Here is a 24,548-nt window from a genome sequence, read left to right as displayed (position 1 = left end):
GAACGGTGGGCAAAGCGGCATTCTACGGACTTGGATCGCCGGTGCCACATCCGTCATGGTGCAGTCCGCCGCGTTCGAGCAAAATACGCCTCCGCCGGTGCAGGCCGCTCCGGCCGTCATCCTTGCCGAACCGGAGTTCCGTCCTTGCAGCCTCCTTCCTCACCGCCCGCCGGTGGCAGCTCGATCAGGCAGTTCTGGCGCCTGTCGATGCCCTATTGGCGCAGCGAGCGCAAGTGGAAGGCGGGTATCGCGACCCTGTTGCTGGTGCTGCTGACGCTGGCGCAGGTGGCGCTGGCGATCTGGATCAGCTACTGGCACCGCGAACTCTTCGACGCGCTCGAGGCGCGTTCGATGCGCGAAGTGCTGGTGCAGGCGGCGGTGTTCGGCGTGATCTTCGCGCTCACCGTGGCGGTGACGGCGGCACACCTGCACATCAAGCGCTGGCTGCAGCTCGACTGGCGGCAATGGCTGACGCGGCGCCTGCTCGATGCCTGGCTGGCGGACCGGCACCTGTACCAGCTGCGTTTCACCGTCGGCGACCATGACAATCCGGACGGCCGCATCGCCGAGGACATCCGCATCGCCACCGAGTCGGCGATCGGGCTGGCGCATTCGCTGCTGTTCTCGCTGCTGATCCTCGGCAGCTTCGCCGACATCCTGTCCAGCGTGTCGGGCAGCTTCGAGGTGCCGGGTACGGACATCGTGGTGGGGAGTTATCTGGTGTGGCTGGCCTTCATGTACGCCGGCCTGGGCACGGTGCTGGGCGCGCTGCTCGGGCGGCCGCTGGTGAAGGCGACCAACCGCCTGCAGACCGTGGAGGCGAACCTGCGCTACGGCCTGGCGCGCGAGCGCGAGCACGCCGAGTCCATCGCCCTGATGCGCGGCGAGGCGGTCGAACGCCGCCATGCCGATGCGCTGTTCGACGACGTCGGACGCGGCTGGAACCGGCAGACGATCGGCTACCTCGGCATCGTGTCGTTTTCCACCGCCTACGGCACGCTGCTGCCGGTCTTTCCCATCCTGGTCGCGGCGCCGCAGTACATCGCCGGCGTGATGACGCTGGGCGTGCTGATGCAGGCCGCACAGGCCTTCCAGCGCCTGACCTCGGCGCTGTCCTGGCCGATCGACAACCTCGGCGAGCTGGCCCGCTGCCGTGCGTCGATGGACCGCATCGTCAGCCTCTATGAGGATCTCGAGGCGCTGTCCGCGCAGGAACGCGCCCGCGCGCACAACCGCATCGACGTCCGCGTCGGCACCGAGCGCAAGCTGGTGCTGCGCAACCTCACGCTGGCCAACCCCGATGGCCGCGTGCTGGCCGAGCACCTCGACACCGTCGTGCGCCGCGGCGAGCGCGTGCTGATCGGCGGCGACACCTCGGTGGCGGTGTGCCTGTTCAAGGCCGTGGCGGGGCTGTGGCCGTGGGGGCAGGGCGAAATCGTGCTGCCGGCAGACCACGGCATCGTCTTCCTGCCGCAGCGGCCGTACTTCCCGGACGGCACGCTGAAGGCGGCACTGTGCTATCCGCATTCGGAGACGGAGTTCGCGCACGGCGACCTCTTGCACGTGCTCGAGTGTGCCGGCGTGGCCTGGCTGGCGCCGCGCCTCGAAGAGAGCGACAGCTGGGACCATGCCCTGCCGCTGCGTGCCCGGCAGCGGCTGGCGATCGCGCGCGTGCTGCTGCAGCGCCCGGCCTGGGTGTTCCTGGAGGAGGCGACCAACGCGCTCGATGCGGACACCGAGCTGATGATGATCGAGCTCCTGCACCGCGAGCTGCCCGACTCCACGCTGCTGATGATCAGCTTCCACAACGGCATGTCGCACCACTTCACCCACAAGCTGGCGGTCAATCGCCTGCACGAGGAGAAGTACGTGCAGGCGGCGCCGGCGGGCGCACTCCTAGGCGAAGCTTGAGGGCAGCCAGTCGCGCTCGACGCTGCTGCGCAGGCTCCAGGCCGGGGTGGTCTCGGTGCGGTAGCTCCAGAAGAACCAGCCCTGGTATTTCTCGAAGGTGAGCAACTGCGCGTCGGCGTAGCCGCGGCTGGCGACGTTCTGCTGGAACTGGTCCATGTTTTCCAGCGCGTGGTTGAACGGCCCCTCGGCCCACAGCGACACCACCTTCAGATCCAGCCCCAGGCTCCATTCGCCGCAGATCGTCGGCAGTCCCAGCTCGGTGATGATCGCGTCGGCCTCGTCCTTCCAGTCACCGGCCGACTTGCGCAGGTGGGCGTGGATGTCGGCGTCGATGTCGCAGCGCTCGAAGCACTGGTAGCGGTGGATGTCGAAGATGACGTTCTGGTAATGCGGCGGCTGCATGAAGCCGAGGAACTCGCGGAAGGAGCGGAAGCCGTCGTGGAACACCACGGCGACGCGCTCCGGCGGGCAGTGGCGGCGGATCCGTTCGTAGGCATCGAGGTAATAGGCCTTGATGTAGTCGGTCGGCACGTCCCAGCGTGGCTCGTTGAGCACCTCGATGGCGTGCAGCGCCGGATGGTCGCGGTAGCGTTCGGTCAGGCGTTCGAGCACCGATAGCGAATGATCGCGGTATTCGGCCTTGGTGTGCCATTCGCACACATCCTTGATGCCGCCGTTGTCGAAGCCGTTCTGGCAGCCCGGTGCCGCATGCAGGTCGAGCACCACGCGCAGGTCGAATTCCTGTGCCCAGTCCATCGCCCGGTCCAGCACCTCGATGCCGCCGGTGACGAAGGGGTGGCGGTTGTCGCCGTACTTGGGGTGGTAGGGGTAGTCGGGGCCGAAGATCCAGTGCCCGACCGGGATACGTATCGCGTTGAGTCCGTGTCCGGCGATCCAGCGGAAATCCTCGCGCGTGATGAAGCTGTCCCAGTGGGCGCGCAGGCGTTCGGCCGCGAGCGGCCCCATCTCCGCGCACCAGGTGGTCTCGTCGGTGGCCTGCAGGCCCTCGAACAGGCTGGGTACCATCCACTTCTCGAGCACCAGCCAGCTGCCCAGGTTGACCCCGCGCAGTTTCATCGCAGTCTTGTCCATCTTTCGCCTCCCTGGCGAGCCGTGTCATGACGCTGATTGTGCGCTCAATGAGCCGCGTCTGCTGCGCGTGGCGTCAACACCGGCGCTCGCGCATTGGCGCACAATGGCAAGAATTTTCGTCATGACGTGCCGTAGCGCGTTCGGTGCGGTAAGGTCTGCCGCCTCCTGCGGCGCGACACGGCGTGGTCCCCACCCATCGCTTGCGCCGGCTGCATCGCCACACGTTCATCCGATGGCCAAACTCAAGATCCGATTGCTGCGCCTCATCGTGCTCGCCCGCCGTTATCCCGGCGTGATCGCGGCCTTCGGCTTCGTCTCCGGCGTGGCCAGCTTCTTTCTGGTGGAGCGGCACGAGGGTTTCGCCCGCATCATCGCAGTCGTGATGCTGCTTGGCTGGGTGTGGCTGGTGCTCGAGCGCGTGCTCAGCGATCTGCTGGCGGCGCGCTTCGGCCTGCGGCTGCCGCCGACCGTGCTGCGCTACGCGACGCAGATGATCCATCAGGAGAGCCTGTTCTTCGCGCTGCCCTTCTTCTTCGCGAGCACATCCTGGAACAGCGGGCAGGCGGTGTTCACCAGCGGTCTGATCCTGGCCGCGCTGGTGGCGCTGATCGATCCGATCTACTACAAGCGGCTCGCGCCGCGGCGCTGGCTGTTCCTGACCTACCACACGCTGACGCTGTTCGCGGTGCTGCTGGTGGCCATGCCCCTGATCCTGCACGTGCCGACCGCCCGCAGCTACGAACTGGCGCTGGGCATCGCGGTGCTGCTGGCCTTCCCGAGCCTGCTGGGCTCGATCACGGTGCCACGCTGGTGGCGCGGGGTGCTGGTGGCGGTGCTGATGCTGGCTCTGGCGGCCACCGGCTGGCTGGCGCGGCTGTGGGTGCCGCCCGCCACGCTGCGCCTGACGGACATGGCCCTGGCGACGGCGATCGACGACGTCAATCGCGCGCCCACCCACAATCTGGTCGAGATCGATGCGGCCCAGCTTGTCGCGCAGGGTCTTTACGCCTACACCGCGATCCGTGCGCCGCTGGGCCTGCGCGAGCGCGTGCAGCACGTGTGGATCCACGAGGGGCGCGAGATCGACCGCATCGCGCTCGACATTCGTGGCGGACGCGAAGAGGGCTATCGCGCCTGGACGCGCAAGCAGAACTTCCCGTCCGATCCGGCCGGGCGCTGGCAGGTGAGAGTGCTGACCGAGGACGATCAGATGATCGGGACGCTGCGCTTCCGCGTGCGGCCGGCAGACGCCGGCCAGTAGGTCGAACCTCCCGGATGGCGCAGCCACCTCAGCAGATGCGTTCCCACAGGCTCTGTTCGTCCTCGAACTGATCGAGCTCCAGGCCCTTGAAATCGCTGCGCGACACGATGCCGACGACCTTGCCGTCCGCCACCACCGGCAGGTGGCGATAGCCGCCGTCACACATCATGTGCAGCGCCTCGATCGCCTTGTGCTCGGGGCCGATCGTGTCGGGGTCCGGCGTCATGACTTCGCTCAGTGAGGTCTCGGCCGGGTGGCCACCGGCGCCGATCATCTGCACGGCGTCGCGGCCGGTGAAGATGCCCTTCAGGTGGTGGTGGCTGTCGGTCACCAGCACGGCACCGACATTGCGCTCGCACATGCGCCGGCAGGCCATCTGCACCGAGTCGGTCGGGCGCAGCATCAGCGGCTGTTGATCCTTGACGATGAAGGAGATGTTGCGGTTGGTCATGTCGCGCTCCGGTCAGAGGTTGCGTGGCAGGCATCATCTACCTGCACTCTAGGAGTCTGCGCGGCAGAACTCCAGAGCGTGTTTTTTAGCAGAACGATTGGCGAACCGAGAGGTGCGGCAAGAGACTGAGGCCGTGGTTAAGTTGCTTTGCGACGTCGCGGCGCGCATGCCGGACGGCAACGGGGACAGGTTTGCCCCCTTTTCCCGTCATGCCGTCCTCAATGTGCTCATCCTGCGCAGGTTCAGCGCCATACAGACGAGCTTCCACTCCGCTTTGACGCGCTCCAGGCCCCGCAGGCTGAACTGCCGGAATCCCAACACGTTCTTGATCCAGCCGTTGGGCGGTTCGGCGATCCATTTCCGTTTTCGGTAGGCGCTCTTGCCCGCCTCGCTCTCGAGCTTGTCGGCCATCTGTGCGGTGTGCGGATTGCGTTCGCGGTCGAAACCGAGTCGGCGCTTGCCTTCCCGGCCCAGCGCCACCACCAGTTCGGTCCCGCACCCGTCGAGTTCCCGGAACGTTTGCTCCGAGCGGTAGCCGGTGTCGGCCAGCGCCTGGCGCGGTCGTTGTTCGACGTTGTCGCGCACGGCCTGCAGTACCCCCGCCAGTTGCCCGGCGTCGCTGGCGTTGTTGGTCAGTTCGGCCGCCACGATGATGTGGGCGGTCTCGTCGACCGCCGTCTGGGCGTTGTAGCTCGGATCGAACCCGCCGCCGGCGCGCTTCATGATGCGGCTGTCCGGATCCGTGAAGTTCTCCTGCGCCTTGTCCTCGGGCACTCCAAAGTCGCGCTTGTAGCGCCCGCCCTTCGGTTTGCCGTCACCGCCGCGCGGGCGACGGTCGTCATCGTCGCTGCGCCCGCGCGCCTGATCGGCCTCGCGCTGGCGCTGCTCGAGCCGCGCCCGGGCTTCAGCAATCGCCGTCAGCCGCGCCTCGCGCCGCGCGATCTCGGCCGGCACATCCAGCTCGGGCTCGTTCCGCTCGGCGTCGTCGGCGGCCTTGGCCCGATTGAGCAGCGCCTCGATCTGCCGTTTCAACTCGGCCTCCGCCTTCACCATATGGCCGTAACTCATCGCCTTGTGGCGGCTGGCGTTTGCCTTGACCTTGGTGCCGTCGATGGCCACCGTCCCGAGCTTGACCAGCCCCATCTCGCGGGCCAGTCGTACCACCTGCACGAACAACTCGCTCAGCTCCTTCAAATGGACAGCGCGAAAGTCGCTCAGCGTGCGGTGGGCCGGGAAGTTGTCTGCCGCCAGGACCCGGAACGCCACATCCTCGTGCAGCTTGCGCGCGATCTTGCGCGAACTGAACACGCCCGTGGCGTACGCATACAGCAGCACCTTGACCATCATGGCCGGATGAAACGGCTGGTTGCGCGGTCCGCCACCGGCATACCGGGCGTGGAACGCGCTCAGGTCCAACCCGTCGACCGCGTCGCTGATGAAGTACGCCAAGTGGCCTTCGGGTAGCCACTCCTGCAGCGCCTGGGGCAGCAGCATCTGCTGCTGCGGGCAATAGGGCAGATAGCTCGTCATCTCGACAGTCTACCGGCCCCGAAACGCCCGGGAGGACTTAACTCACCGACGCTTGGCTTCTGCCGCGCAGACTCCTAGGCCGAAAACCGGAACGCGGCAGGGGCAATTCTCGATCGCGTTGCGACGGCACTCAGCCGCCGGCGGTGTCGGCGATGCGCTGCAGGTTCTCGAGCACCTGGATGCTGGCCGACTCCATGTCGGAGATAGCCGCCACCGCAGCTTCGAAGTCGCCCGCGACGACGCGCTCGAGTGCGGCTTTGCCGCTCTGGTGCACGCGCGCGTGCGGAGCCTCGAGCTGCCGATAGGCCGGCAGGTGGGCGAACTGGCGCCCCGCATTCTGGTACCAGCGACCCAGCCGGCAGCTGGTGTGGGTCGACAACGTCGCAGCCTCGGTCGTGGAGTGCCCGGTCAACGCCTGATACACGTCGAGCTTGAAGACGAGGTGGTCGAGCTTGGCCAACTCGGCGAAGCTGCGTAGCGCGGCCTGCTTCATCGTGCCGGCCATGCCGCGTGCCAGACCACACAGCGCGTCCATGCTGCCGCGCGCGGCGCCCCCTTCGCTGGCTGCGCTGGCGGCCTTGTCGGACAATTCGCCGATGACCTTCTCGACCTGGCCGGTCTCGCCCTGGATGGCGCTGACCAGTTCGGAGATTTCGTTGGTGGCGCCCGCGGTGCGTTCGGCGAGCTTGCGCACTTCGTCGGCGACGACGGCAAAGCCGCGGCCCTGCTCGCCGGCGCGTGCCGCCTCGATCGCCGCATTCAGCGCCAGCAGGTTGGTCTGGTCGGCGATCTCGCGGATCAGCTGCACGATGCCGTCGATCTGCGCGGCGCGTGCGGTGAGCTGGCGCACGGAACTGGTTGTGTTGCCGGTCTCGGTGGCGAGGGTGCCGAGGTGGCCCGACACGCTGGCGATGGCCTTGCTGCTCTCGTCGGCGGCACGGGTCGAGTCGGCCGCGGCGGACTCCTGCGTGGCCAGCTGCTCGGCCAGATGCGCGAACGAATGCTGCACCGAGCCCATCGTCTCGGCGTAGGTGCGCAGGTTGCCGAACAGGGCATCGTGCAGGCTGTCGCGCCGGCGCACTTCGGTGCATTCGGCCTGCTGGTGCGCGAGCTCGCTCTCGAGGCGCGCGACCCGCGCCCGGGCCTCGGCGAGTTCGCGCTCGCTGTCGCTCAGTTGGCGACGCAGTGCGTCGGTTTCCTTCTTTCTGTTCCACCACGACATGATTGCTGCTCCACGGATCAAGGGGAGGCGCAGAACGGCGCCTCTGTTTTTCTTATGGCGTTGCCGACAATATTAATATATTTAATAACGACGGCTTTCGGGGTGACTTTAGCGGATTTGGAAGCTCGCGGAGCGTGGCATGTTTCTCGCCGGCAGCGATTTCCGCCTTCAATCCACGGGGGCGCAAGAGTACCCTTCGAGCCATGGATACCCCCGACTCGACGCCCGCCGAAGCTGTCCGCAACGAGCAGACCTTCCCGCTCGCGCTGCGCCGCGTCGCGATCGACACCTACCGCGAGAACGTCGCCTACCTGCACCGCGACTGCGCCATCTACCGCGCCGAAGGCTTTCAGGCGCTGGCCAAGGTCGAGGTGCAGGCGAACGGTCGGCGCGTGCTCGCCACGCTGAACGTGGTCGACGATCCGCGCATCGTCCGTTGCAACGAGATCGGGCTGAGTTTGGACGCCTTCGCGCAGCTCGGTGTGGAGAACGGCCACCCGGCCAAGGTCGCGCAGGCCGAGCCGCCGACCTCAATCCCCGCCCTGCACCGCAAGATCGCCGGTGAGCGCCTCGATCGCGACGACTTCCGCGCCATCGTGCGCGACATCGCCGAGCACCGTTATTCGAAGATCGAACTGACGGCCTTCGTCGTCGCCTCGAACCAGGGCGAGCTGGACCGCGAGGAGGTGTACTTCCTGACCGAAGCGATGGCCGCAGTCGGCCAGCGCCTCGACTGGCACGAGCGCCCGGTGGTGGACAAGCACTGCATCGGCGGCATCCCCGGCAACCGGACCTCGATGCTGGTGGTGCCCATCGTCGCCGCGCACGGCATGCTGTGTCCCAAGACGTCCTCGCGCGCGATCACATCGCCCGCAGGCACCGCCGACACCATGGAGGTGCTGGCCAATGTCGAACTGCCGATGGCGCGTCTGTCCGAGATCGTGCGCGAGCACCGCGGCTGCCTCGCCTGGGGCGGCACGGCGGCGCTGTCGCCGGCGGACGATGTGCTGATCTCGGTCGAGCGTCCGCTGTCGATCGACTCGCCCGGCCAGATGGTGGCGTCCATCCTGTCGAAGAAGGTGGCGGCAGGCTCCACCCACCTGCTGCTCGACATCCCTGTCGGACCGACCGCCAAGGTGCGTTCGATGCCCGAGGCGCAACGGCTGCGCAAGCTGTTCGAGTTCGTCGCCGGGCGCATGAACCTGACGATCGACGTCGTCATCACCGACGGCCGCCAGCCGGTCGGCAACGGCATCGGCCCGGTGCTCGAGGCGCGCGACGTGATGCGGGTGCTGGAGAACGACCCGCGCGCGCCCAACGACCTGCGCCAGAAGGCGTTGCGCCTGGCCGGCCGCATACTCGAGTTCGACCCCGACGTGCGCGGTGGCGACGGCTTTGGCATCGCGCGCGACATCCTCGACTCCGGTCGCGCGCTGGCCAAAATGGACGCGATCATCCGTGCGCAGGGCGGCAAGCCCTTCGACCACAATGCGCCGCAACTGGCGCGGCTCAGCTTCGAGGTCATGGCCGAGGCCGACGGCGTCGTCATCGGCATCGACAACCACCAGCTCGCCCGCATCGCGCGCGTCGCTGGCGCGCCCAAGGTGCAGGGCGCCGGCGTCGACCTGCTGCGCAAGCTGGGCGACACCGTGGCGCGCGGCGAACTGCTCTACCGTGTCCATGCCGACTATCCCTCCGATCTCGAGTTCGCCCGCCAGGCCGCGATGCGCTCGTCGGGTTATGCCATCGGTGCGGCAGACCAGCTGCCGCACCTGTTCGTGGAGTTCTGATGAAAGCGCTGCTGTTGCATTTCGAGGACGAGACGCTCGAAGCCGGGCGCCTGGCCCGGGCAGCGGGCCTGGAATGTGCGGTGATCGAGCGTCACCGCTTCCCCGATGACGAATTGCGGCTGCGTCTGCCCGAGCGCCTGCCCGGCCGGGTCGTCGTCTATCGCAGCCTGCACCGGCCGAACGAGAAGCTGCTCGAGCTGCTGCTGGTCGCGCGCACGGCGGGGCGGCTGGGGGCGGAACACCTGACGCTGGTCGCCCCCTACATGGCCTACATGCGCCAGGATGTCGCGTTCCGTTCCGGCGAGGCGGTCAGCCAGCGCATCGTGGGCGAGTTCCTCGCGGGTCTGTTCGACGGTGTGGTCACGGTCGATCCGCACCTGCATCGCGTGAATACGCTGGCCGAGGCCGTGCCCGTGCCGCACGCCATTGCCCTGTCGGGTGCGCCGCTGCTGGCGGACATCGTGGCGCAGGTGCGCCCCGGTGCCGTGCTGCTCGGGCCGGACGCCGAGTCTGCACAATGGGTGGCCGCCGCGGCCGCACGCCATGGCTTCGCGCATGCGGTGTGCACCAAGGTTCGCCACGGCGACCGCGATGTGGACATCCTGTTGCCCGAGGGGCTGGACGTGTCGGGCCGCGCGGTGGTGCTGCTCGACGACGTGGTCAGCTCCGGTCACACGCTTGCCGGTGCAACCCGCCTGCTGCGGGCGGCGGGGGCGGCTTCGGTCGATGTCGCCGTGACTCATGCGCTCTTCGCCGGAGATGCCCTCGCGCAGTTGGAGGCGGCCGGTGTCGGCCAGGTGTGGAGCACCGACTGCATCGCGCACCCGAGCAATGCCGTCAGCGTCGCGCCCCTGCTCGCCGAGGCCCTGCGCCAGATCGGCGTCGCCTGATCGTCCGTCTGATTGTCGAATCTGGCATTTCCATGCGGTTCGTGCCGCATCGCAACGGCTCGCGCCGAGCGAGCCGATGACGATCAACAGTCTTGATGCTAGCATCGGTGCTTCCTGAGCCTCCGCGGCAGGCTGTCGCGCCCCATGCGAGGGTGCGCGGTGGGCGAGGGGTTCGAGATCCATGACGGGGAGACGTGTGAAGCAATCGGTAAGGACCGTGGTATTTGCCGACCTGACGGGTAGCACCGGTCTTTTCGAGACGGCAGGCAACGTGGTCGCGACCCGCATCGTCACCCGTTGCACGCACACGCTCGGTCGCCATCTCGTCCAGGCCGGCGGCCAGCTCGTCAAGTATCTGGGTGATGGTGTGCTCGTGCTGTTCGACGACACCATCGCGGCGGTCGAAGCCGCCGCCCGCATGCGGGACGTCCTCAAGGAACAGGCGCAGAGCTTGCCGAGCGGCGGCGCGCTCGGCATCAAGACCGGCATCGAGCGCGGCCCGATCGTGGAGCACGATGGCGACTGCTATGGCGATGCGGTCAATGTTGCGGCCCGTCTCAGCGATCGCGCCCAGGCGGGCGAGACGCTGATCGGCGAATCGGTCTTCGCCTGCCTGGCCGATGCCCAGCGCCTGGCCTGCCAGAGCCTCGACCGCATCACGATCAAGGGCAAGGCCGAGCCGATGCGCGTGTGGCGCATCGACTGGGCGCGTACGGCCGAGACCACCGTCACGTCCATGCTCGACCTGCAGCAACTGATGGATGGTCCGCGGGCCGTGCAGCGCCTGGACATCCATCGTCTCGACCAGCATCTCGCATTGCACCCCGACGATGGTCCGCTGATCATCGGCCGTGGCGAAGGCGTCGGCTTTGCGGTGGACGATCAGCGCGTCTCGCGTCGCCATGCCCGCATCGAATGGACCGGCGGACAATGCGTACTGACCGACTTCAGCAGCAATGGCAGCTGGGTGCGCTTTGCAAGCTCGCCCGCGCCGGTGTTCCTGAGGCGGGATAGCTGTACTCTTTACGGCGAGGGCGAAATCGGGCTTGGCGCGCAGCCTGACGACTTCACCGCGCCCACACTCGCGTTTCACGTCATCGACGAGAACTGAGCGCCGCCGCGCTGCATCCGGTGCCGGTGAACGAACTTTGTGAGCCACACCATGCGAACACTGACTCTGCTGCTTCTCCTGTGGCCGCTGGCGTCCGCCGCGGCGCAATGGACCACGCGTCCGCTGTCCGAGGTGGCCGTCTATCCCGAATTCCGCGCCCTGGCGACCGTGGTTGCGCGCGATGAGGCACGCCTGGCGGCAGAGGTCGGCGCACGTATCGTCGCCATGCCCGTGCGCGAGGGCGAGCAGGTGCGGCGCGGCGAGGAACTCGTGCGGCTCGACGATGCCAGCTATCGCCTCGAGGTGCAGCGTGCCCGCGCCCAGCTGAACCTGGTCGACAACCGCATCCAGCTGGCGCGCGCCCAACTCGATCAGGCACGTTCGCTTTCCGGGCGTGGCTTCATCAGCGCCGATGGCCTGCGCATCCGCGAGACCGAACTCGGCGTACTCGTGGCCGAACGCGATGCGGCCCGCGCGGCGCTGGCCAGCGCAGAGCTTGCGCTGGCGCGCTGCGTGATCCGCGCGCCCTACGACGGCGTGGTGCGCGAGCGCAGTGCGGCCGTGGGGGATCTGGCCGTCGTCGGTACGCCGCTCGTCGTGCTGGCCGCCAGTGCTGACGCCGAGATCCGCGCCCGCGTGCCGGCAGCGCAGATCGAGAGCCTGCAAACGGCAGAAGACCTCAGCCTGGTGGCGGGCGGGACAACCCATGCCGTTCGCCTGCGGCGGATCTCGCCGCTGCTGGATGCCGCCGGGCAGGCGCGCGAAGTCATTCTCGACTCGGCGCGGCCGCTGCCGCCGGGGCTGGGGGGCGAGCTGCGCTGGCGCAGTACGGCGCCGCAGTTGCCGCCCGCCTACGTGCAGCAGCGCGACGGTGCGCTCGGTGCCTGGGTCGAGCGTGAAGGCGTAACGGTCTTCGTCGTGCTGCCGCAGGCGCAGGCCGGTCGGCCGGTGACGGTCGACTGGCCGCCGGCCACGCGCATCGTCGACGAGGGCCGTTTCAACCTGCCGCCGCGGGGCGCGCAATGAAAGGGCTCTATGGGCGGTTGATCGACAATCACCCCCTCGCCAACATCGCCTTCCTGGTCGTGCTGCTGGGCGGCATCGTCACCTACCTGACGTTGCCGCGCGCGCAGGACCCCGAGATCAACTTCAACTGGGTCAGCATCATCACCACGCTGCCCGGCGCCTCGGCCGAGGACGTCGAGCGCGAGCTGACCGGGCCGCTCGAGGACGCGATCAAGCAGGTCAAGGACATCCGCTTCGTCTCCTCCTCGAGCCGCGAGACCGTGTCCTCGATCCTGGTGCGCTTCGAGGAACTGTCCGAACGCGAGTTCGACAAGCGCGTGAACGACCTGCGGCGCGAGATCCAGAACAAGGCTTCGGCCGAGCTGCCGGTCGAGGCGACCGACCCCGAAGTGCTGGAGATCACCAGCTCGAACGGTTTTCCGACGGCAGTGCTGGTGCTCCACGGCGCGGCGGGGGAGACGCTGCGGGCGCAGGCCTTCGCGCTGAAGAAGGATCTCGAGCGGCTGGCGGGCGTCGACGAGGTCATCGCGGCCGGGTTCGACGATCCCGAGCTGCATGTGGATTTCGACCCGGCGCGGCTTGAGGCCGCAGGGGTGTCGCCGATCCAGCTGTCGGATGGCGTCGGCGCCTGGTTTCGCAACACCCTGGGCGGGCGCGTGCGCGTGCAGGACCGCGAATGGCTGGCGCGGCTCGAAGGCAAGACGGCGGACCCTGAGCTGCTGGCGCAGGCGGCGATCGTGACGCCCCGAGGGCGGGTCGCGCTCGACGAGGTCGCGACCGTTGCGCGCGGCCACGAGCGCTCTGCGCAACTCGTCAGCTACAACGGCCAGCCGGCGGTCATGCTCTCGATCACCAAGCAGGCGCGCACCAATACGCTGCAACTGGTCGAGCGCCTGCAAGCCTTCGCCGATGCGCGCAACGCGCTGCTCGGCCCGCAGGGCATGCGTCTCAGCCTGGTGGACGACCAGACCCACGCCACGCGTAACGCCATCTCGATCATGGAGTCCAATGCCGTGTTCGGCTTTTTCGCCGTGCTCGGCATGTGCTGGATCTTCCTCGGCTCGCGACTCGCGTTGCTGGTCGGTCTGGGCGTGCCGTTTGCGCTCGCGGGCACCTTCATCGCCGTCGGTCTCATCGGCACCACGCTCAACCTGACGGTGCTGCTCGGGGTGGTGATCGCACTCGGCATGCTGGTCGACGACGCGGTGGTGATCGTCGAGGCCATCTACTACCGCCTGCAGCGTGGCGAGGCGGCGCGCGAGGCCGTCATCAGCGGCATGGCCGAGGTCGGCCTGCCGGTGCTGTCGTCGGTGCTGACGACGATCGCGGCCTTCCTGCCATTGATGCTGCTGCCGGGCATCCTCGGCGACTTCATGTTCATCGTCCCCTTCGTGGTCACGGTGGGCCTGATGGTCAGCCTGCTCGAGGCCTACTGGATCCTGCCGACGCACATCATGACGCTGGGGCTCGACAGCCGCCGCAGCCGCCTGCAGCCGGTGCGCGAGCGCCTCACCCATGCCCTGCGGGTCAAGTACGCGCGCTTGCTGGTCGCGGTGATGCGCCGGCCCAAATCCGGGCTGGCGGCCCTCGTGCTCGTGATGGCGGCGGCGGGCGGCGCGATCGCCACCGGCCTCGTCCGCATGGAGTTCTTCGCCTTCGATTCGATGCGCCTGTTCTACGTCAGCGTCGACATGCCGGCAGGGGTGACGCTCGAGCGTTCGCTGGCCGAGGCGGAGCGCGTCGCCCGGGTCGTGGAGCGCGAGTTGCCGACCAGCGAGATGCGCGCCGTGACCGCATACGCGGGCCTCAAGTTCACCGACACAGAGCCGGTCTATGGCGACCAGTACGCGCAGGTGCTGGTGTCGCTGCTGCCGCGCCCGGACGACGGGCGCAACACCGGCGAGATCATCGCCGCGCTGCGTCCGCAGATCGAGGCGCTGGGAGGGGAGGCGCGCCTGTCCTTCCTCGAGATGAAGGGCGGGCCGCCGACGGCGAAGCCCATCAGCATCAAGGTGAAGTCCGATGACTATCCGCAGCTGCGCGCGGCAGCTGACGCATTGCTGGCCGAGGTGGCGAAGCTGCCGGGCGTGAAGGACATCACCGACGACGACGTGCCCGGCCGCAACGAGATGCGCCTGGTGCTCAACCGCGAGAAGCTCGCACGCGCCGGCGTGGGCCCGGACGAAGTGTCGCGCCTGCTGCGCCTGTACGGCGAGGGCGAGGTCGTCGGCACCACGCGTGACGCCGGCGAGAAGATCGAAGTGGTGGTGCGCGCACGACCGGAGGCCTTCGTCGACGTCACCGAGCTGCTGCAGCGGCGCGTGCCGATCGGGGACGAGAGCGGCTGGCGCAGCGTGGCGCTTGGCGAACTCGTGGATCACGAGTTGCGCCTGTCGAAGGGCTACATCCGCCACTACCAGCTCACGCGCGCGATCACGGTGGAGGGCGATCTCGATCGCGAGCTCATCGACACGGTCACGGCGAACGATCGCCTCAAGGCTGCCTGGGTCGGGCTGCAGCCGCGCTTTCCCGACGTGGAGCTCGATTTTTCGGGCGAACTCGAGGACATCAATGAGAGCCTCGATTCGATGACCCGCCTGTTCTCCCTCGGCGTGGGCCTGATCTACCTGATCCTGGCGGCGCAGTTCCGCAGCTACTGGCAGCCGCTGATGATCCTGGTCACGGTGCCGCTGGCTTTCACCGGCGTCGTGCTCGGCCTGCTGTTCTCGGGCAACCCCTTGTCGCTCTATACGCTGTACGGCGTGATCGCGCTCACCGGCATCGCGGTGAATTCGGCCATCGTGCTGATCGACGCGGCCAACGAGCGGCGCGAGGCGGGCATGAGCGTGCAGCACGCGGTCATCTACGCCGCACGGCGGCGTGTGGTGCCGATCCTGATCACCTCCACGACCACCATCGGCGGCCTGTTCTCGCTGGCGGTGGGCCTGGGGGGTAAATCGCTGATGTGGGGGCCGGTCGCGGCCAGCATCGTGTGGGGGCTCGGCTTCTCGACCCTGCTGACGCTGTTCGCGATTCCGCTCGTGTATCGCATGTCGATGCAGCGCCGTACGGCCTGATTCCAGGCTGGGGGTGGCGAGGGGACGGTTGGCTTGGGGCGGTTGGCTTTGACCGTGGTGTTCCTCTCGGCTAGAATCCGCGCCGTCATTGGGGAGTAGCCGCCTTCCGGCGTTCTGGAGGGGTGCGCGTCAACATGCTCGGCCGTCCGGCCGTGGTGCGCACGGGTTCGCGAATCTGGCAAGACCTTTGACCCTGCCGCCGCCATTGATGGCCGGGGTGGCGCAGGGTCATCGTGCTCTTCCGGCCAGCGATCGAATCGAATGGACGCCTTCCTCGTCTCCACCAGCATCGTCGCGCTCGCCGAGATCGGCGACAAGACCCAACTGCTCGCCTTCATCCTCGCCGCCAAGTTCCGCCGTCCCTGGCCGATCGTCGCTGGCATCCTCGTTGCGACGCTCGCCAACCACGCCTTTGCGGCTGCGGTCGGCACCTGGCTGACGACGCTGATGGGACCGCAAACCCTGCGCTGGGTGCTGGGCCTGTCCTTCCTCGCGATGGCGGTGTGGACGCTGATACCCGACAAGCTCGACGAGGATGACACACGCCTGCCGCGCCTCGGGGTGTTCGGTGCCACGGTGGTGGCCTTCTTCCTCGCGGAGATGGGCGACAAGACGCAGGTCGCCACGGTGGCGCTCGCGGCGCAGTACCAGGCCCTGCTGGCGGTGGTGGCCGGGACGACGCTGGGCATGATGATTGCCAACGTGCCGGCGGTGCTGCTGGGCGATCGCATCGCGCAGCGCATGCCGGTGCGGCTGGTGCACGGCGTCGCGGCAGCGATCTTCGCGGTGCTGGGGGGGGCGACACTGCTGGGTGCAGGCGAATCATTCGGCTTCTGATGCAGGCACGCAGTCCGGGACGCTGAGTCCTTCCGGCTTTGGCTGCTATGCTTGGCCGCTTTTGCGATCTCATCCGAATGGAATCCGCTTTTCGGCGCGGCGCCCGCGAGGGGCTGCGCGACTTTCTGCCGCTGTCGGTCGGGCTCCTGCCCTGGGCCATGGTGACCGGCATCGCGATGCGCTCGATCGGCTTGTCGCCGCTCGAGGCGATGGGCATGAACGTGCTGGTCTATGCCGGCACCGCGCAACTGGGCACGCTGCCGTTGATTGCCAGCGGCGCACCGCTGTGGCTGATCTTCGTCACCGCGATGGTGCTCAACCTGCGCTTCATCATCTTCAGCGCCGCGCTCGCGCCGGTCTTTCACGGTCATCCCTTCATGCGCCGGCTGGCCTCCAGCTACCTGCTGGTGGATGGCCTCTTCGCCGTGGGCGCCGAGAAGCTCACCCGGTCGGGTGACGCGCAATGGCGCTGGGGCTATTACATCGCGCCGTCGGTCTATTCCTGGCTGATGTGGCAGTGCTGCACGCTCGTGGGCGTGCTCAGTGCCGGGGTGATGCCGCGCGACTGGTCACTCGAGTTCATGACCACGATTGCGTTGATGGTGATGGTGATCCCGATGCTGCGCGCGCGGCCGATGTGGCTGGCAGCGCTGGTGGGCGGCCTGGGGGCGGTATTGCTGCGGGACCTGCCGCTGCGCCTGGGCCTGATTGTGGGCATCGCGCTCGGAATTGCCGCGGGGTTCTTCGCCGAGCGGGCGCTGTCCGGGAGGGCGCCACGATGAGCGAGGGCATCTGGCTGTGGCTCACGCTGCTGGCAATCGGGTCGACCACGATCCTGACCCGCGGCAGCTTCATCCTGCTCGGTGAGAAGGGACGCCTGCCGCCGGCCCTGCAGCGCGCGCTGCGCTACGCGCCGGCCGCGGCGCTGTCTGCGCTGGTGATGCCCGACCTGCTGATCGATGGCGGCGAGGTGTCGCCCTTCAATCCCAAGCTGGCCGCCGGCCTGGTGGTCATCGCGGTGGCGCTGCGCTGGCGCAATCCCTGGCTGCCCTTCCTGCTGGGCATGGGCTTGCTGTTGCTGATGAGAAAGGGGCTGGGTTGGTAGCGTTCGCTACCAACCCAGCCCCCGGCCGTTTGGCTTGACGGCGAACCCTTGAGGTTCGCCGTGGGCGCTGCGCAGGTCAGCGCTTCTGCGCCACGCCGTGCTCGTCGCCGGCCTCGATGGCCGCGGTGTTATCGCCGATGATCGACAGATCGGTCTTGGCGCGTTGTGCCGCGTTCGGGCGCTCGATCAGCCAGTACAGTACCAAGCCGATCACCACCGCGTATACGGTGGCCTTCGGGTCGGGCATCGCCAGCGTCACCGCGACGATGCCGGCCACGCCACGCTCGGTCGAGTTCTTGAGCTCTTCCATGCCCACCATGATGCAGATGTAGGCGGTCAGCACGAGCGTGAGCGAAAGCGCGATTGGCAGCACCGGCTTGAACACCGATACCAGCGGCAGGATGAACACGGCGATCAGGCCGGTGACCCAGAAGGTGCCGCCGCCGGAGTAGATCGAGTCCATCGCCTTGCGGCCCAGAGCGTAACGCTCGGCGACGGTGGCGTGGGCTGCGGTCCATAGCGGGCCGGCGAGGCCGGGCCAGGGGGCGAGGACGGCGTGCAGGCCGTTGCGCATCGCGGTCACGAGGTGCACGCGGGTGACGTCGAGCTCGATCTTTTCATCCGGCCGGAGGTGGTCGACGCGCTTGCACAGCGTGAAGCCGACCAGAATGTCGCCGAAGGCGATCACGTACGCGATGATCGCGGTCGGAATCGCGAGCAGGAACATGTCCGCGCTCGGCATCCCGGTGTTGAACACGAGGTAATTCATCATGCCGCCGAAATCGGGCTGGGTGATGCCCCATTCGATGTCGGGCAGCGGGTACTCGCCGACGATCCAGCCCAGGATCATGGCAATGAACATGCCCGGGATCATGCCGAAGTTCGAGATCGTCTTGGCGATCTTGTTGGTCTCGACGATGTGCTTGAAGGACAGCGAGAACAGGATGTAGGCCGAGACGATCGACCCGATCAGCAGCGAGATCGGTGTGTTGTCGATGCGGCCGCCGGTCTTGAGCTCGCCCATCATCGCCGCGATGCCTGCGCCGATGATGATTCCGCTCTTGAGCGAATTGGGGATCACCGTGACCAGCTTGTTGCCGAGGCCGGTGAGACCGAGGAACAGGAAGATGATGAACACTTCCAGCTGCAGTGCGAACATCGCCTTGACTGCCTCCGGGCCAGGTTCGAAGTTCTGCAGGAACAGCAGCACGACCGGTATCGCCGGGGTAATCCAGCCTGGCACGAGCGGAACGCCGAACAGCGCCGGTAGCAGGTAGCCGATGCCGGCCACCACGCAGAAGGCCAGCGCGGCCTCGTAGGGCATGCCGAGGTACTTCATCAGCAGCGGGATCATGCCGAGGCTGACCACGAACATGAACAGACCCTGCACCATCTCCGGGTATTCCCAACGGTAATGGATGAAGGGCAGGCGGACCTTGAAGGGGCCAAGCGGCCAGTATGGGTGCTCGGCACCGTGTTGGCGTTGGATAGCCATGTTGAACTCCGGGTGTTGTTGTTTTTTTGGGCAAAAGCTACCCCTCCGGCCCGTGTCTCGCGACAGCGGGCCGGTCAGGCGGGGAAGGGCTTGGAAAGGGACGTGCTAGGGAATTACTCGATCGCCGAGGCCGACTTGGCCATCTCGCGCAGGGCGAATTTCTGGATCTTGCCGGTCGAGGTCTTGGGCAGCACGCAGAACTCGATGTGCTTGGGCACCTTGAAGCGCGCGAGGTGCTCGCGGCAGTGGGCGACGATGTCGTCGGCGGTGACGCCAGCGCCTTCCTTGACCTCGATGTAGGCCGCCGGCACCTCGCCCCACTTGGCGTCGGGCCGGGCGACGACCGCGGCTGTCAGCACCGCCGGGTGGCGGTACAGGACTTCCTCCACTTCCAGCGAGGAGATGTTCTCGCCGCCCGAGATGATGACGTCCTTGGAGCGGTCCTTGATCTTGACGTAGCCGTCCGGGTGCATGACGGCCAGGTCGCCGGTGTGGAACCAGCCGCCGGCAAAGGCTTCCTGCGTGGCCTTCTCGTTCTTCAGGTAGCCCTTCATGACGAGGTTGCCGCGGAACATGATCTCGCCCATGGTCTCGCCGTCGGCGGGCACCGGCTCCATCGTCATCGGGTCGAGCACGGTGATCGCTTCCTGCATGTGGTAGCGCACACCCTGCCGGCCGTTGCGTTCGGCGCGCCGGTCGATGGGCAGTTCGTTCCACTCGGGATGCTTCGCGCAGACCGAGGCCGGGCCGTAGGTTTCGGTCAGGCCATAGACGTGGGTGATGTCGAAGCCGATGCGCTCGGCGCCTTCGATGATCGCGGCCGGGGGCGCAGCACCGGCGATGAGGCCGGCCACGCTGTGCTCGATGCCGGCGCGCAGCGGGTCGGGGGCGTTGATCAGCATGCCGTAGACGATCGGCGCGCCGCACATGTGGCTGACCTTGTGGCGGCGGATCAGCTCGTAGATCAGCGCCGGGTCGACCTTGCGCAGGCAGACGTTGATGCCGGCGTTGGCCGCCATCGTCCACGGGAAGCACCAGCCGTTGCAGTGGAACATCGGCAGCGTCCACAAGTAGACCGAGTGCTGCGGCATGCCCCAGCTGATGATGTTGGAGGCGGCATTCAGATAGGCGCCGCGGTGATGGTAGACCACGCCCTTCGGGTTGCCGGTGGTGCCGGAGGTGTAGTTGAGCGCGATCGCGTCCCACTCGTCGGCGGGCAGGCTCCACGCATAGTCGGGGTTGCCGCCGGCGAGGAAATCCTCGTACAGCAGCGTGCCGACGCGATCGGTGCCGGGGTATTCGTCGTCGAGCGCATCGATGACAAGCGGCTTGTCGCCTTCGAGCAGGTCGAGTGCGGCACGCACCACGCCGGCGAACTCGGGGTCGGTGATCAGCACCTTGGCCTCACCGTGTCGCAGCATGAAAGCGATGGCGTCGGCGTCGAGGCGGGTGTTCAAGGTGTTGAGCACGGCGCCGGTCATGGGAACGCCGAAGTGGGCTTCGAACATCGGTGGCACGTTGGGCAGCATCACCGCCACGGTGTCGCCGCGCTTGACGCCATGCGCGACCAGTGCGCTCGCCAGGCGGCGGCAACGCGTATAGGTCTCGCCCCAGGTGTAGCTGCGCGTGCCATGCACGACGCTGGTGCGGTTGGGGTACACCATCGCGGTGCGCTCGATGAAGCTCAGCGGCGACAGCGGGACGTAGTTGGCCGGATTCTTGTCCAGTCCTTGAGCGTACGCATTCGACATTCTTTCTCCACTCCCATCTCTTGAAACGGGTTATCGGTCGGGGATGAACTGCGCGGATCCCGACGTCCATTCTCCCTCCGCGCGTGAGGATGGCAAAAAATCTTGTCCGGAATTTCGTCGGAATGTACTGAATCTTGTCGAAACCTTGCCCGCATCGGGGTGTTCACTAGAATGACATGTTTTCCCCGTCAGGGCAGGAGCGGGCAAACATGAGTTCGGGCCAGGGATCGAGGAGCGGCGGCGCCTTGAGCCATAGCGAGCTGCGGCTGCGCCAGATCACCGACACGATCCCCGCGCACATCGGTTACTTCGACCATGACTGGGTGTTCCGCTACGGCAACAAGCGCTATGCGCAGTGGTTCGGCACGACCAGCGAGGGCATGAAGGACCGCAGCATCCTCGAGGTCATCGGCCGCCACGTGTTCGATCAGGTCGAGGACAAGGTGCGCCGCGCGCTGGCCGGCGAGGAACTCAGCTACGAGTACAGCATGCCCGGCCGCGACGGTGAGATGCTGCATGCGCGCAGCACCCTGGTGCCGGACTTCAGTCCCGAGGGCGAAGTGGTCGGCTGCTATGTCCATGCGGTGGACATCACCGAACAGCGGCGTACGCAAAGCGCGCTTGCCCAGGCCTTGAAGATGGAGGCGATCGGTCAGCTGACCGGCGGTCTCGCGCACGACTTCAACAACATGCTGACGGTGGTGATCGGCAACCTGCAGGGGCTGGCCGAGGCGCTCGGCGCGCATCCGGCGCTGGCGCCGGTCGTGGCGGAGTATGTCGATCCGGCGCTGGCTGCCGCGGAGGGTGGCGCAGGGCTGGTGCGCCGGCTGCTTGCCTTCTCGCGCCAGCAGCCGATCGCACCGGAGGTAGTCGAGGTGAATGAGCTCGTGTTGGGCATGGCGCGACTGATCCGGCGCTCCTTGCCCAGTTCGATCACCATCTCCACCGCGTCGCGTGATGTCGAACTGCACGCGCTGGTCGATCCCAACCAGCTCGAGAGCGCTCTGCTCAACCTCGCGCTGAATGCGCGCGATGCCATGCCCAATGGCGGCGAGCTGCGCATCGAGTGCTCGCTCGACTGCATCGAGGGTGCGGCCGCGGCCGATCTCGAGCTGCCGCCGGCCTGTTACGTGCAGATCGCGGTGAGCGACAACGGCACCGGGATGGACAGCGCGACCCTGACGCACGTGTTCGAACCCTTCTTCACGACCAAGAAGTTCGGCCTCGGCAGTGGGCTTGGCATGGCCATGGTGTACGGCTTCATCAAGCAGTCGGGTGGCGGGGTGCGCATTCGCAGCCGGCAGGCGGTGGGCACCACGGTGTCGCTGCTGCTGCCCTGTGCGCCGCGTGCGGCTCGGCCGCGGCCCGAGCCGGCCGGGGCTGTGGCGCCCTTGGCGGCGGACACGCTTGCCGGGCGCCTGGTGTTGCTGGTCGAGGACGACGACAAGGTGCGCGACGTGGTACGCAAGCAGCTGTCGGCGCTCGGCTGCGCGGTGCTCGAGGCTGAAAGTGGCCACGAAGCGGCCGACATGGTCGAGAATATCCCTGCGATCGCGCTCGTGCTGTCGGACATCGTGATGCCGGGCGGCATGGACGGGCGTGCGTTGGCGCGCTTCGTGCGCCGTTTCCGGCCCGAGCTGCCGGTGGTGCTGATGAGCGGCTATGCGGACAAGGTCGATACCGACCGCGAGGATTTCGGCCTGCCGATGCTCGACAAGCCGTTCTCGCAGGACCGCCTGCTGGAGGCCCTGCACGCCGCGATCGCCTGACCATTCGGGGACGGGGATTGAACGACAAGGCGCAGGCGCTGATTCATGTCGTCGAGGACGACGAGGGTGTGGCAAGGCTGATCGCCGGGACGCTGGAGCGTTTCGGCTTCCGCCATGCGGTTTTCTCGAGTGGCGGAGACTTCCTGCGCCAGTTGCGCGTGCAGCAGCCCGACCTCGCCATCCTCGATCTGGGCCTGCCCGACATGGACGGCATGGAGGTGCTGCAGCAGTTGCGCAGCCGCTATCGTTTCGGCCTGCTGATCGCTACCGGCCGCGAGGACACCCATGACCGGGTGATGGGACTGGAGCTGGGTGCCGACGACTACGTGGTCAAGCCCTTCGAGCCGCGCGAGCTGATCGCACGCGTGCGCAGCATCCTGCGCCGCTACCAGCCGGAGCCGCCGGATGAGGGCGGCGGGCAGCGGGTGGCATCCTTCGCGGGCTGGCGCTTCGAATGCGCCACCCACCGCCTGGTGTCGCCGGACGGTGTCGAAGACACGTTGAGCCTTGCCGAGTCGCAGCTGCTGATCGCCTTCCTCGAGCGTCCGAACCAGATCCTGTCGCGCGAGCAGTTGCTGTCCGGGCGCGACGTCAGCGCGCTCGACCGCAGCATTGATCTGCGCGTGTCGCGCCTGCGCAAGCGTTTCGAGCAGGGCGGGCACAGCGGCAAGTTCATCAAGACGGTGTACGGCGCCGGCTATCTGCTGGCGACCCCGGTGAGCTGGCGCTGAGAGCCCGGGCGTCAGGCCATCGCCACCCACAGGTGGCGGGCGACTTCGTGTTCGATGGCGAGTTCGACGTGTTCACACAGCAGCACAGTCATCGGCGTCTGCTGCAGCACCTTGACCGCGTGCGCGGCCGACAGGCCGTAGGCGTGCAGCTGCTCGCGCTGCAGCGGATCGATCTCGTCGCCGAAGTCGGTGATGCGGACCATGCGGCCGACCGGCGTGCCGGTGAGGCGGATGCGTTCGTGCGTGGGCGTGCGGTTGGCGTTCATGCGTCGGGCTCCTTCAGAAGAACAGCCGCAGGCCGTGGTTGAGCAGACCGCCAACGAGGAAGGCGGTGGGGATGATCATCGCCAGCATCAGCGCGGCGACCTTCATCCCCTGTTCCTTGACGATCATCATCAGGCTGGCGATGCAGGGCACGAACAGGGTGATCGTGACCATGCCGACCACCGCCTGCACCATCGACAGCTCGCCCTGCAGCGCGAACAGGCCGCTGGCGCCGAAGTCGCGGCGCAGGAAGCCCATCACGAAAGCGGCGCTGGCCTCGGGCGGCAGGCCGAGCCAGCCCACCACCAGCGGCTTGCCGGCCTCGATGATCCACGGCAGCGCGCCGCTGCGGTCGAGCACGAACATGATCAGCGTACCGATCAGGAACAGCGGGATGACCTCGATCAGGTACCACTTGAGCCGCCCGCCGGTCTTCTTCAGCACGTTGCCCAGCACCGGCATGCGCATCGGCGGCAGCTCGGTGATCAGCGGCACGCGCCGGCCGGGCACGACCTTGCTCGCCAGCCAGCCGGTGAACAGCAGCACCAGGACGATCGCCGCGACCCAGATCACCGTGGCACCGAAGGAGATGCCGCCCAGCAGGCCGAGCACCACGCCCAGCTGCGCCGAGCAGGGAATCGCCAGTGCCATCAGGTAAATGGTGATGAGGCGTTCGCGCGGGGTGTGCAGGATGCGGGTGGTGAGCGTGGCCATGGTCACGCAGCCCAGGCCCAGCACCATCGGCAGCACCGCACGGCCGTTCAGCCCGATGGCGGCGAACAGACGGTTGGCGATCACGGACAGGCGCGAGAAGTAGCCGGAGTCCTCCAGCACGCCGAAGGCGAGGAAGAAGGTGGTGACGATCGGCAGGATCAGCGCCAGCGCGTAGGTCATGCCCATCGTCCACAGGCCGTACTCGCCGACGAAGAGGTCGGCGAGCCAGGGCGTGGAGATGTGGCTGTGTACGAAGTCCGTGACCGCCGGATTCAGCACCTCGCCGAAGAAGTCTTCTTCGAGCAGCCCGACCAGGGTGCTGGCGCCAAAGTCGCCGACGAAGAGATAGACGAGATAGAGCACGCCGAGCAGCATCGGCCAGCCCCACAGGCGGTGCACAGCGACGCGGCCGAGCAGCATCGACAGCGTGCGGTCCTTGCCGCCAGCCTGCTGGGTGACGGTGCGCGCGAGCGCCTCGGCCGCGCCGCCGCGCTCGCGCGCGAGGCGTGCGGGCAGCGAGT

The 24,548-nt window shown here is 67.4% G+C and carries 20 protein-coding genes, 1 pseudogene and 1 riboswitch; of the genes and pseudogenes, 12 read left to right on the top strand and 9 right to left on the bottom strand.

All coding sequences use genetic code 11. The features are described from left to right. Window positions 1–144 precede the first annotated feature (144 nt). Window positions 145–1,911 carry an ABC transporter ATP-binding protein/permease gene (locus C664_RS16575; RefSeq protein ID WP_004264483.1) on the top strand — a complete coding sequence of 589 codons (1,767 nt, stop codon included), beginning with the start codon at window positions 145–147 and terminating at the stop codon, window positions 1,909–1,911. Here C664_RS16575 and C664_RS16570 read toward each other — a convergent pair. Next, a complete protein-coding gene (locus tag C664_RS16570) occupies window positions 1,897–3,003 on the bottom strand; it encodes a glycoside hydrolase family 5 protein (RefSeq protein WP_004264482.1) in 1,107 nt (368 codons plus the stop codon). The genes C664_RS16575 and C664_RS16570 overlap by 15 nt on opposite strands. 232 nt (window positions 3,004–3,235) lie before the next feature. On the opposite strand from C664_RS16570, the gene C664_RS16565 reads away from it, so the two are divergent. Beyond that, window positions 3,236–4,264 carry a DUF5924 family protein gene (locus C664_RS16565; protein WP_004264479.1) on the top strand — a complete coding sequence of 343 codons (1,029 nt, stop codon included), beginning with the start codon at window positions 3,236–3,238 and terminating at the stop codon, window positions 4,262–4,264. Window positions 4,265–4,292: 28 nt separating this feature from the next. On the opposite strand, the gene C664_RS16560 is transcribed toward C664_RS16565, so the two are convergent. From C664_RS16560 to C664_RS21280, 4 genes and pseudogenes are all read right to left on the bottom strand, one after another. Further along, window positions 4,293–4,715 (bottom strand): CBS domain-containing protein, encoded by a 423-nt coding sequence (locus C664_RS16560; RefSeq protein WP_004264477.1) that lies wholly within the window; start codon window positions 4,713–4,715, stop codon window positions 4,293–4,295. 207 nt (window positions 4,716–4,922) lie between these two features. Continuing rightward, window positions 4,923–6,245: an IS1182 family transposase gene (locus tag C664_RS16555; RefSeq protein ID WP_004251208.1), complete on the bottom strand. Its 1,323-nt coding sequence runs from the start codon at window positions 6,243–6,245 to the stop codon at window positions 4,923–4,925. Window positions 6,246–6,375: 130 nt separating this feature from the next. After that, window positions 6,376–6,738, bottom strand: a complete 363-nt coding sequence (locus C664_RS21285; RefSeq protein ID WP_232435123.1) for a CZB domain-containing protein — start codon at window positions 6,736–6,738, stop codon at window positions 6,376–6,378. A 51-nt stretch (window positions 6,739–6,789) separates the two neighbouring features. Continuing rightward, a pseudogene (locus C664_RS21280) lies at window positions 6,790–7,263 on the bottom strand (methyl-accepting chemotaxis protein); the annotation flags it as partial. A gap of 407 nt (window positions 7,264–7,670) precedes the next feature. Here C664_RS21280 and C664_RS16545 point away from each other — a divergent pair. From C664_RS16545 to C664_RS16510, 8 genes are all read left to right on the top strand, one after another. After that, window positions 7,671–9,257 carry a thymidine phosphorylase family protein gene (locus C664_RS16545; RefSeq protein ID WP_004264468.1) on the top strand — a complete coding sequence of 529 codons (1,587 nt, stop codon included), beginning with the start codon at window positions 7,671–7,673 and terminating at the stop codon, window positions 9,255–9,257. Then, window positions 9,257–10,147: a ribose-phosphate diphosphokinase gene (locus C664_RS16540; RefSeq protein WP_004264465.1), complete on the top strand. Its 891-nt coding sequence runs from the start codon at window positions 9,257–9,259 to the stop codon at window positions 10,145–10,147. The genes C664_RS16545 and C664_RS16540 overlap by 1 nt, the downstream gene beginning before the upstream one ends. Window positions 10,148–10,343: 196 nt before the next feature. Then, window positions 10,344–11,258 (top strand): adenylate/guanylate cyclase domain-containing protein, encoded by a 915-nt coding sequence (locus C664_RS16535; protein WP_038012182.1) that lies wholly within the window; start codon window positions 10,344–10,346, stop codon window positions 11,256–11,258. A 51-nt stretch (window positions 11,259–11,309) separates the two neighbouring features. Next, on the top strand, window positions 11,310–12,284 hold the full coding sequence (locus C664_RS16530) for an efflux RND transporter periplasmic adaptor subunit (protein WP_004264463.1): 975 nt from the start codon (window positions 11,310–11,312) through the stop codon (window positions 12,282–12,284). Next, the gene (locus tag C664_RS16525; RefSeq protein ID WP_038012180.1) at window positions 12,281–15,361 is read left to right on the top strand and encodes an efflux RND transporter permease subunit; all 3,081 of its coding nucleotides are present in this window, start codon (window positions 12,281–12,283) and stop codon (window positions 15,359–15,361) included. Before C664_RS16530 ends, C664_RS16525 begins: the two co-directional genes overlap by 4 nt. 70 nt (window positions 15,362–15,431) lie before the next feature. Beyond that, window positions 15,432–15,615: riboswitch (yybP-ykoY riboswitch) on the top strand. 7 nt (window positions 15,616–15,622) lie between these two features. Then, entirely contained in the window at window positions 15,623–16,198 is a 576-nt protein-coding gene (locus C664_RS16520) for a TMEM165/GDT1 family protein (protein ID WP_004264461.1), read from the top strand. Between the two features lie 77 nt (window positions 16,199–16,275). Then, a complete protein-coding gene (locus tag C664_RS16515; RefSeq protein WP_004264459.1) occupies window positions 16,276–16,980 on the top strand; it encodes an AzlC family ABC transporter permease in 705 nt (234 codons plus the stop codon). After that, complete coding sequence (locus C664_RS16510) at window positions 16,977–17,303, top strand: AzlD domain-containing protein (protein WP_004264457.1); 327 nt, start codon at window positions 16,977–16,979, stop codon at window positions 17,301–17,303. Before C664_RS16515 ends, C664_RS16510 begins: the two co-directional genes overlap by 4 nt. Before the next feature lie 76 nt (window positions 17,304–17,379). Here the strand turns inward: C664_RS16510 and C664_RS16505 are convergent, their stop codons facing one another. Continuing rightward, on the bottom strand, window positions 17,380–18,798 hold the full coding sequence (locus C664_RS16505; protein WP_004264454.1) for a solute carrier family 23 protein: 1,419 nt from the start codon (window positions 18,796–18,798) through the stop codon (window positions 17,380–17,382). A gap of 113 nt (window positions 18,799–18,911) precedes the next feature. After that, the gene (locus C664_RS16500) at window positions 18,912–20,549 is read right to left on the bottom strand and encodes an acyl-CoA synthetase (protein WP_004264451.1); all 1,638 of its coding nucleotides are present in this window, start codon (window positions 20,547–20,549) and stop codon (window positions 18,912–18,914) included. 245 nt (window positions 20,550–20,794) lie between these two features. Here C664_RS16500 and C664_RS16495 point away from each other — a divergent pair, with 245 nt between their 5' ends. Together C664_RS16495 and C664_RS16490 are read left to right on the top strand one after the other, a co-directional pair. After that, a complete protein-coding gene (locus C664_RS16495; RefSeq protein WP_004264448.1) occupies window positions 20,795–22,318 on the top strand; it encodes an ATP-binding protein in 1,524 nt (507 codons plus the stop codon). A gap of 17 nt (window positions 22,319–22,335) precedes the next feature. Beyond that, window positions 22,336–23,049 carry a response regulator transcription factor gene (locus tag C664_RS16490; protein ID WP_004264447.1) on the top strand — a complete coding sequence of 238 codons (714 nt, stop codon included), beginning with the start codon at window positions 22,336–22,338 and terminating at the stop codon, window positions 23,047–23,049. 11 nt (window positions 23,050–23,060) lie between these two features. Here the strand turns inward: C664_RS16490 and C664_RS16485 are convergent, their stop codons facing one another. Continuing rightward, complete coding sequence (locus C664_RS16485; RefSeq protein ID WP_004264446.1) at window positions 23,061–23,315, bottom strand: ferrous iron transport protein A; 255 nt, start codon at window positions 23,313–23,315, stop codon at window positions 23,061–23,063. 13 nt (window positions 23,316–23,328) lie between these two features. Further along, the coding region (locus tag C664_RS16480; protein WP_004264445.1) for a nucleoside recognition domain-containing protein at window positions 23,329–24,548 on the bottom strand (1,220 nt) is incomplete at its 5' end.

Source organism: Thauera sp. 63 (assembly GCF_000310165.2).
Lineage (GTDB): Bacteria > Pseudomonadota > Gammaproteobacteria > Burkholderiales > Rhodocyclaceae > Thauera > Thauera humireducens.
This window is presented reverse-complemented; position numbering and strand designations above follow the sequence as displayed.

Coding starts and splice junctions, on each gene's coding strand:
- C664_RS16485 (WP_004264446.1), bottom strand. CDS start 23,315: ATGAACGCCAACCGCACGCCCACGCACGAACGCATCCGCCTCACCGGC.
- C664_RS16500 (WP_004264451.1), bottom strand. CDS start 20,549: ATGTCGAATGCGTACGCTCAAGGACTGGACAAGAATCCGGCCAACTAC.
- C664_RS16530 (WP_004264463.1), top strand. CDS start 11,310: ATGCGAACACTGACTCTGCTGCTTCTCCTGTGGCCGCTGGCGTCCGCC.
- C664_RS16545 (WP_004264468.1), top strand. CDS start 7,671: ATGGATACCCCCGACTCGACGCCCGCCGAAGCTGTCCGCAACGAGCAG.
- C664_RS21285 (WP_232435123.1), bottom strand. CDS start 6,738: ATGAAGCAGGCCGCGCTACGCAGCTTCGCCGAGTTGGCCAAGCTCGAC.
- C664_RS16525 (WP_038012180.1), top strand. CDS start 12,281: ATGAAAGGGCTCTATGGGCGGTTGATCGACAATCACCCCCTCGCCAAC.
- C664_RS16565 (WP_004264479.1), top strand. CDS start 3,236: ATGGCCAAACTCAAGATCCGATTGCTGCGCCTCATCGTGCTCGCCCGC.
- C664_RS16505 (WP_004264454.1), bottom strand. CDS start 18,798: ATGGCTATCCAACGCCAACACGGTGCCGAGCACCCATACTGGCCGCTT.
- C664_RS16540 (WP_004264465.1), top strand. CDS start 9,257: ATGAAAGCGCTGCTGTTGCATTTCGAGGACGAGACGCTCGAAGCCGGG.
- C664_RS16510 (WP_004264457.1), top strand. CDS start 16,977: ATGAGCGAGGGCATCTGGCTGTGGCTCACGCTGCTGGCAATCGGGTCG.
- C664_RS16515 (WP_004264459.1), top strand. CDS start 16,276: ATGGAATCCGCTTTTCGGCGCGGCGCCCGCGAGGGGCTGCGCGACTTT.
- C664_RS16560 (WP_004264477.1), bottom strand. CDS start 4,715: ATGACCAACCGCAACATCTCCTTCATCGTCAAGGATCAACAGCCGCTG.
- C664_RS16570 (WP_004264482.1), bottom strand. CDS start 3,003: ATGGACAAGACTGCGATGAAACTGCGCGGGGTCAACCTGGGCAGCTGG.
- C664_RS16555 (WP_004251208.1), bottom strand. CDS start 6,245: ATGACGAGCTATCTGCCCTATTGCCCGCAGCAGCAGATGCTGCTGCCC.
- C664_RS16520 (WP_004264461.1), top strand. CDS start 15,623: ATGGACGCCTTCCTCGTCTCCACCAGCATCGTCGCGCTCGCCGAGATC.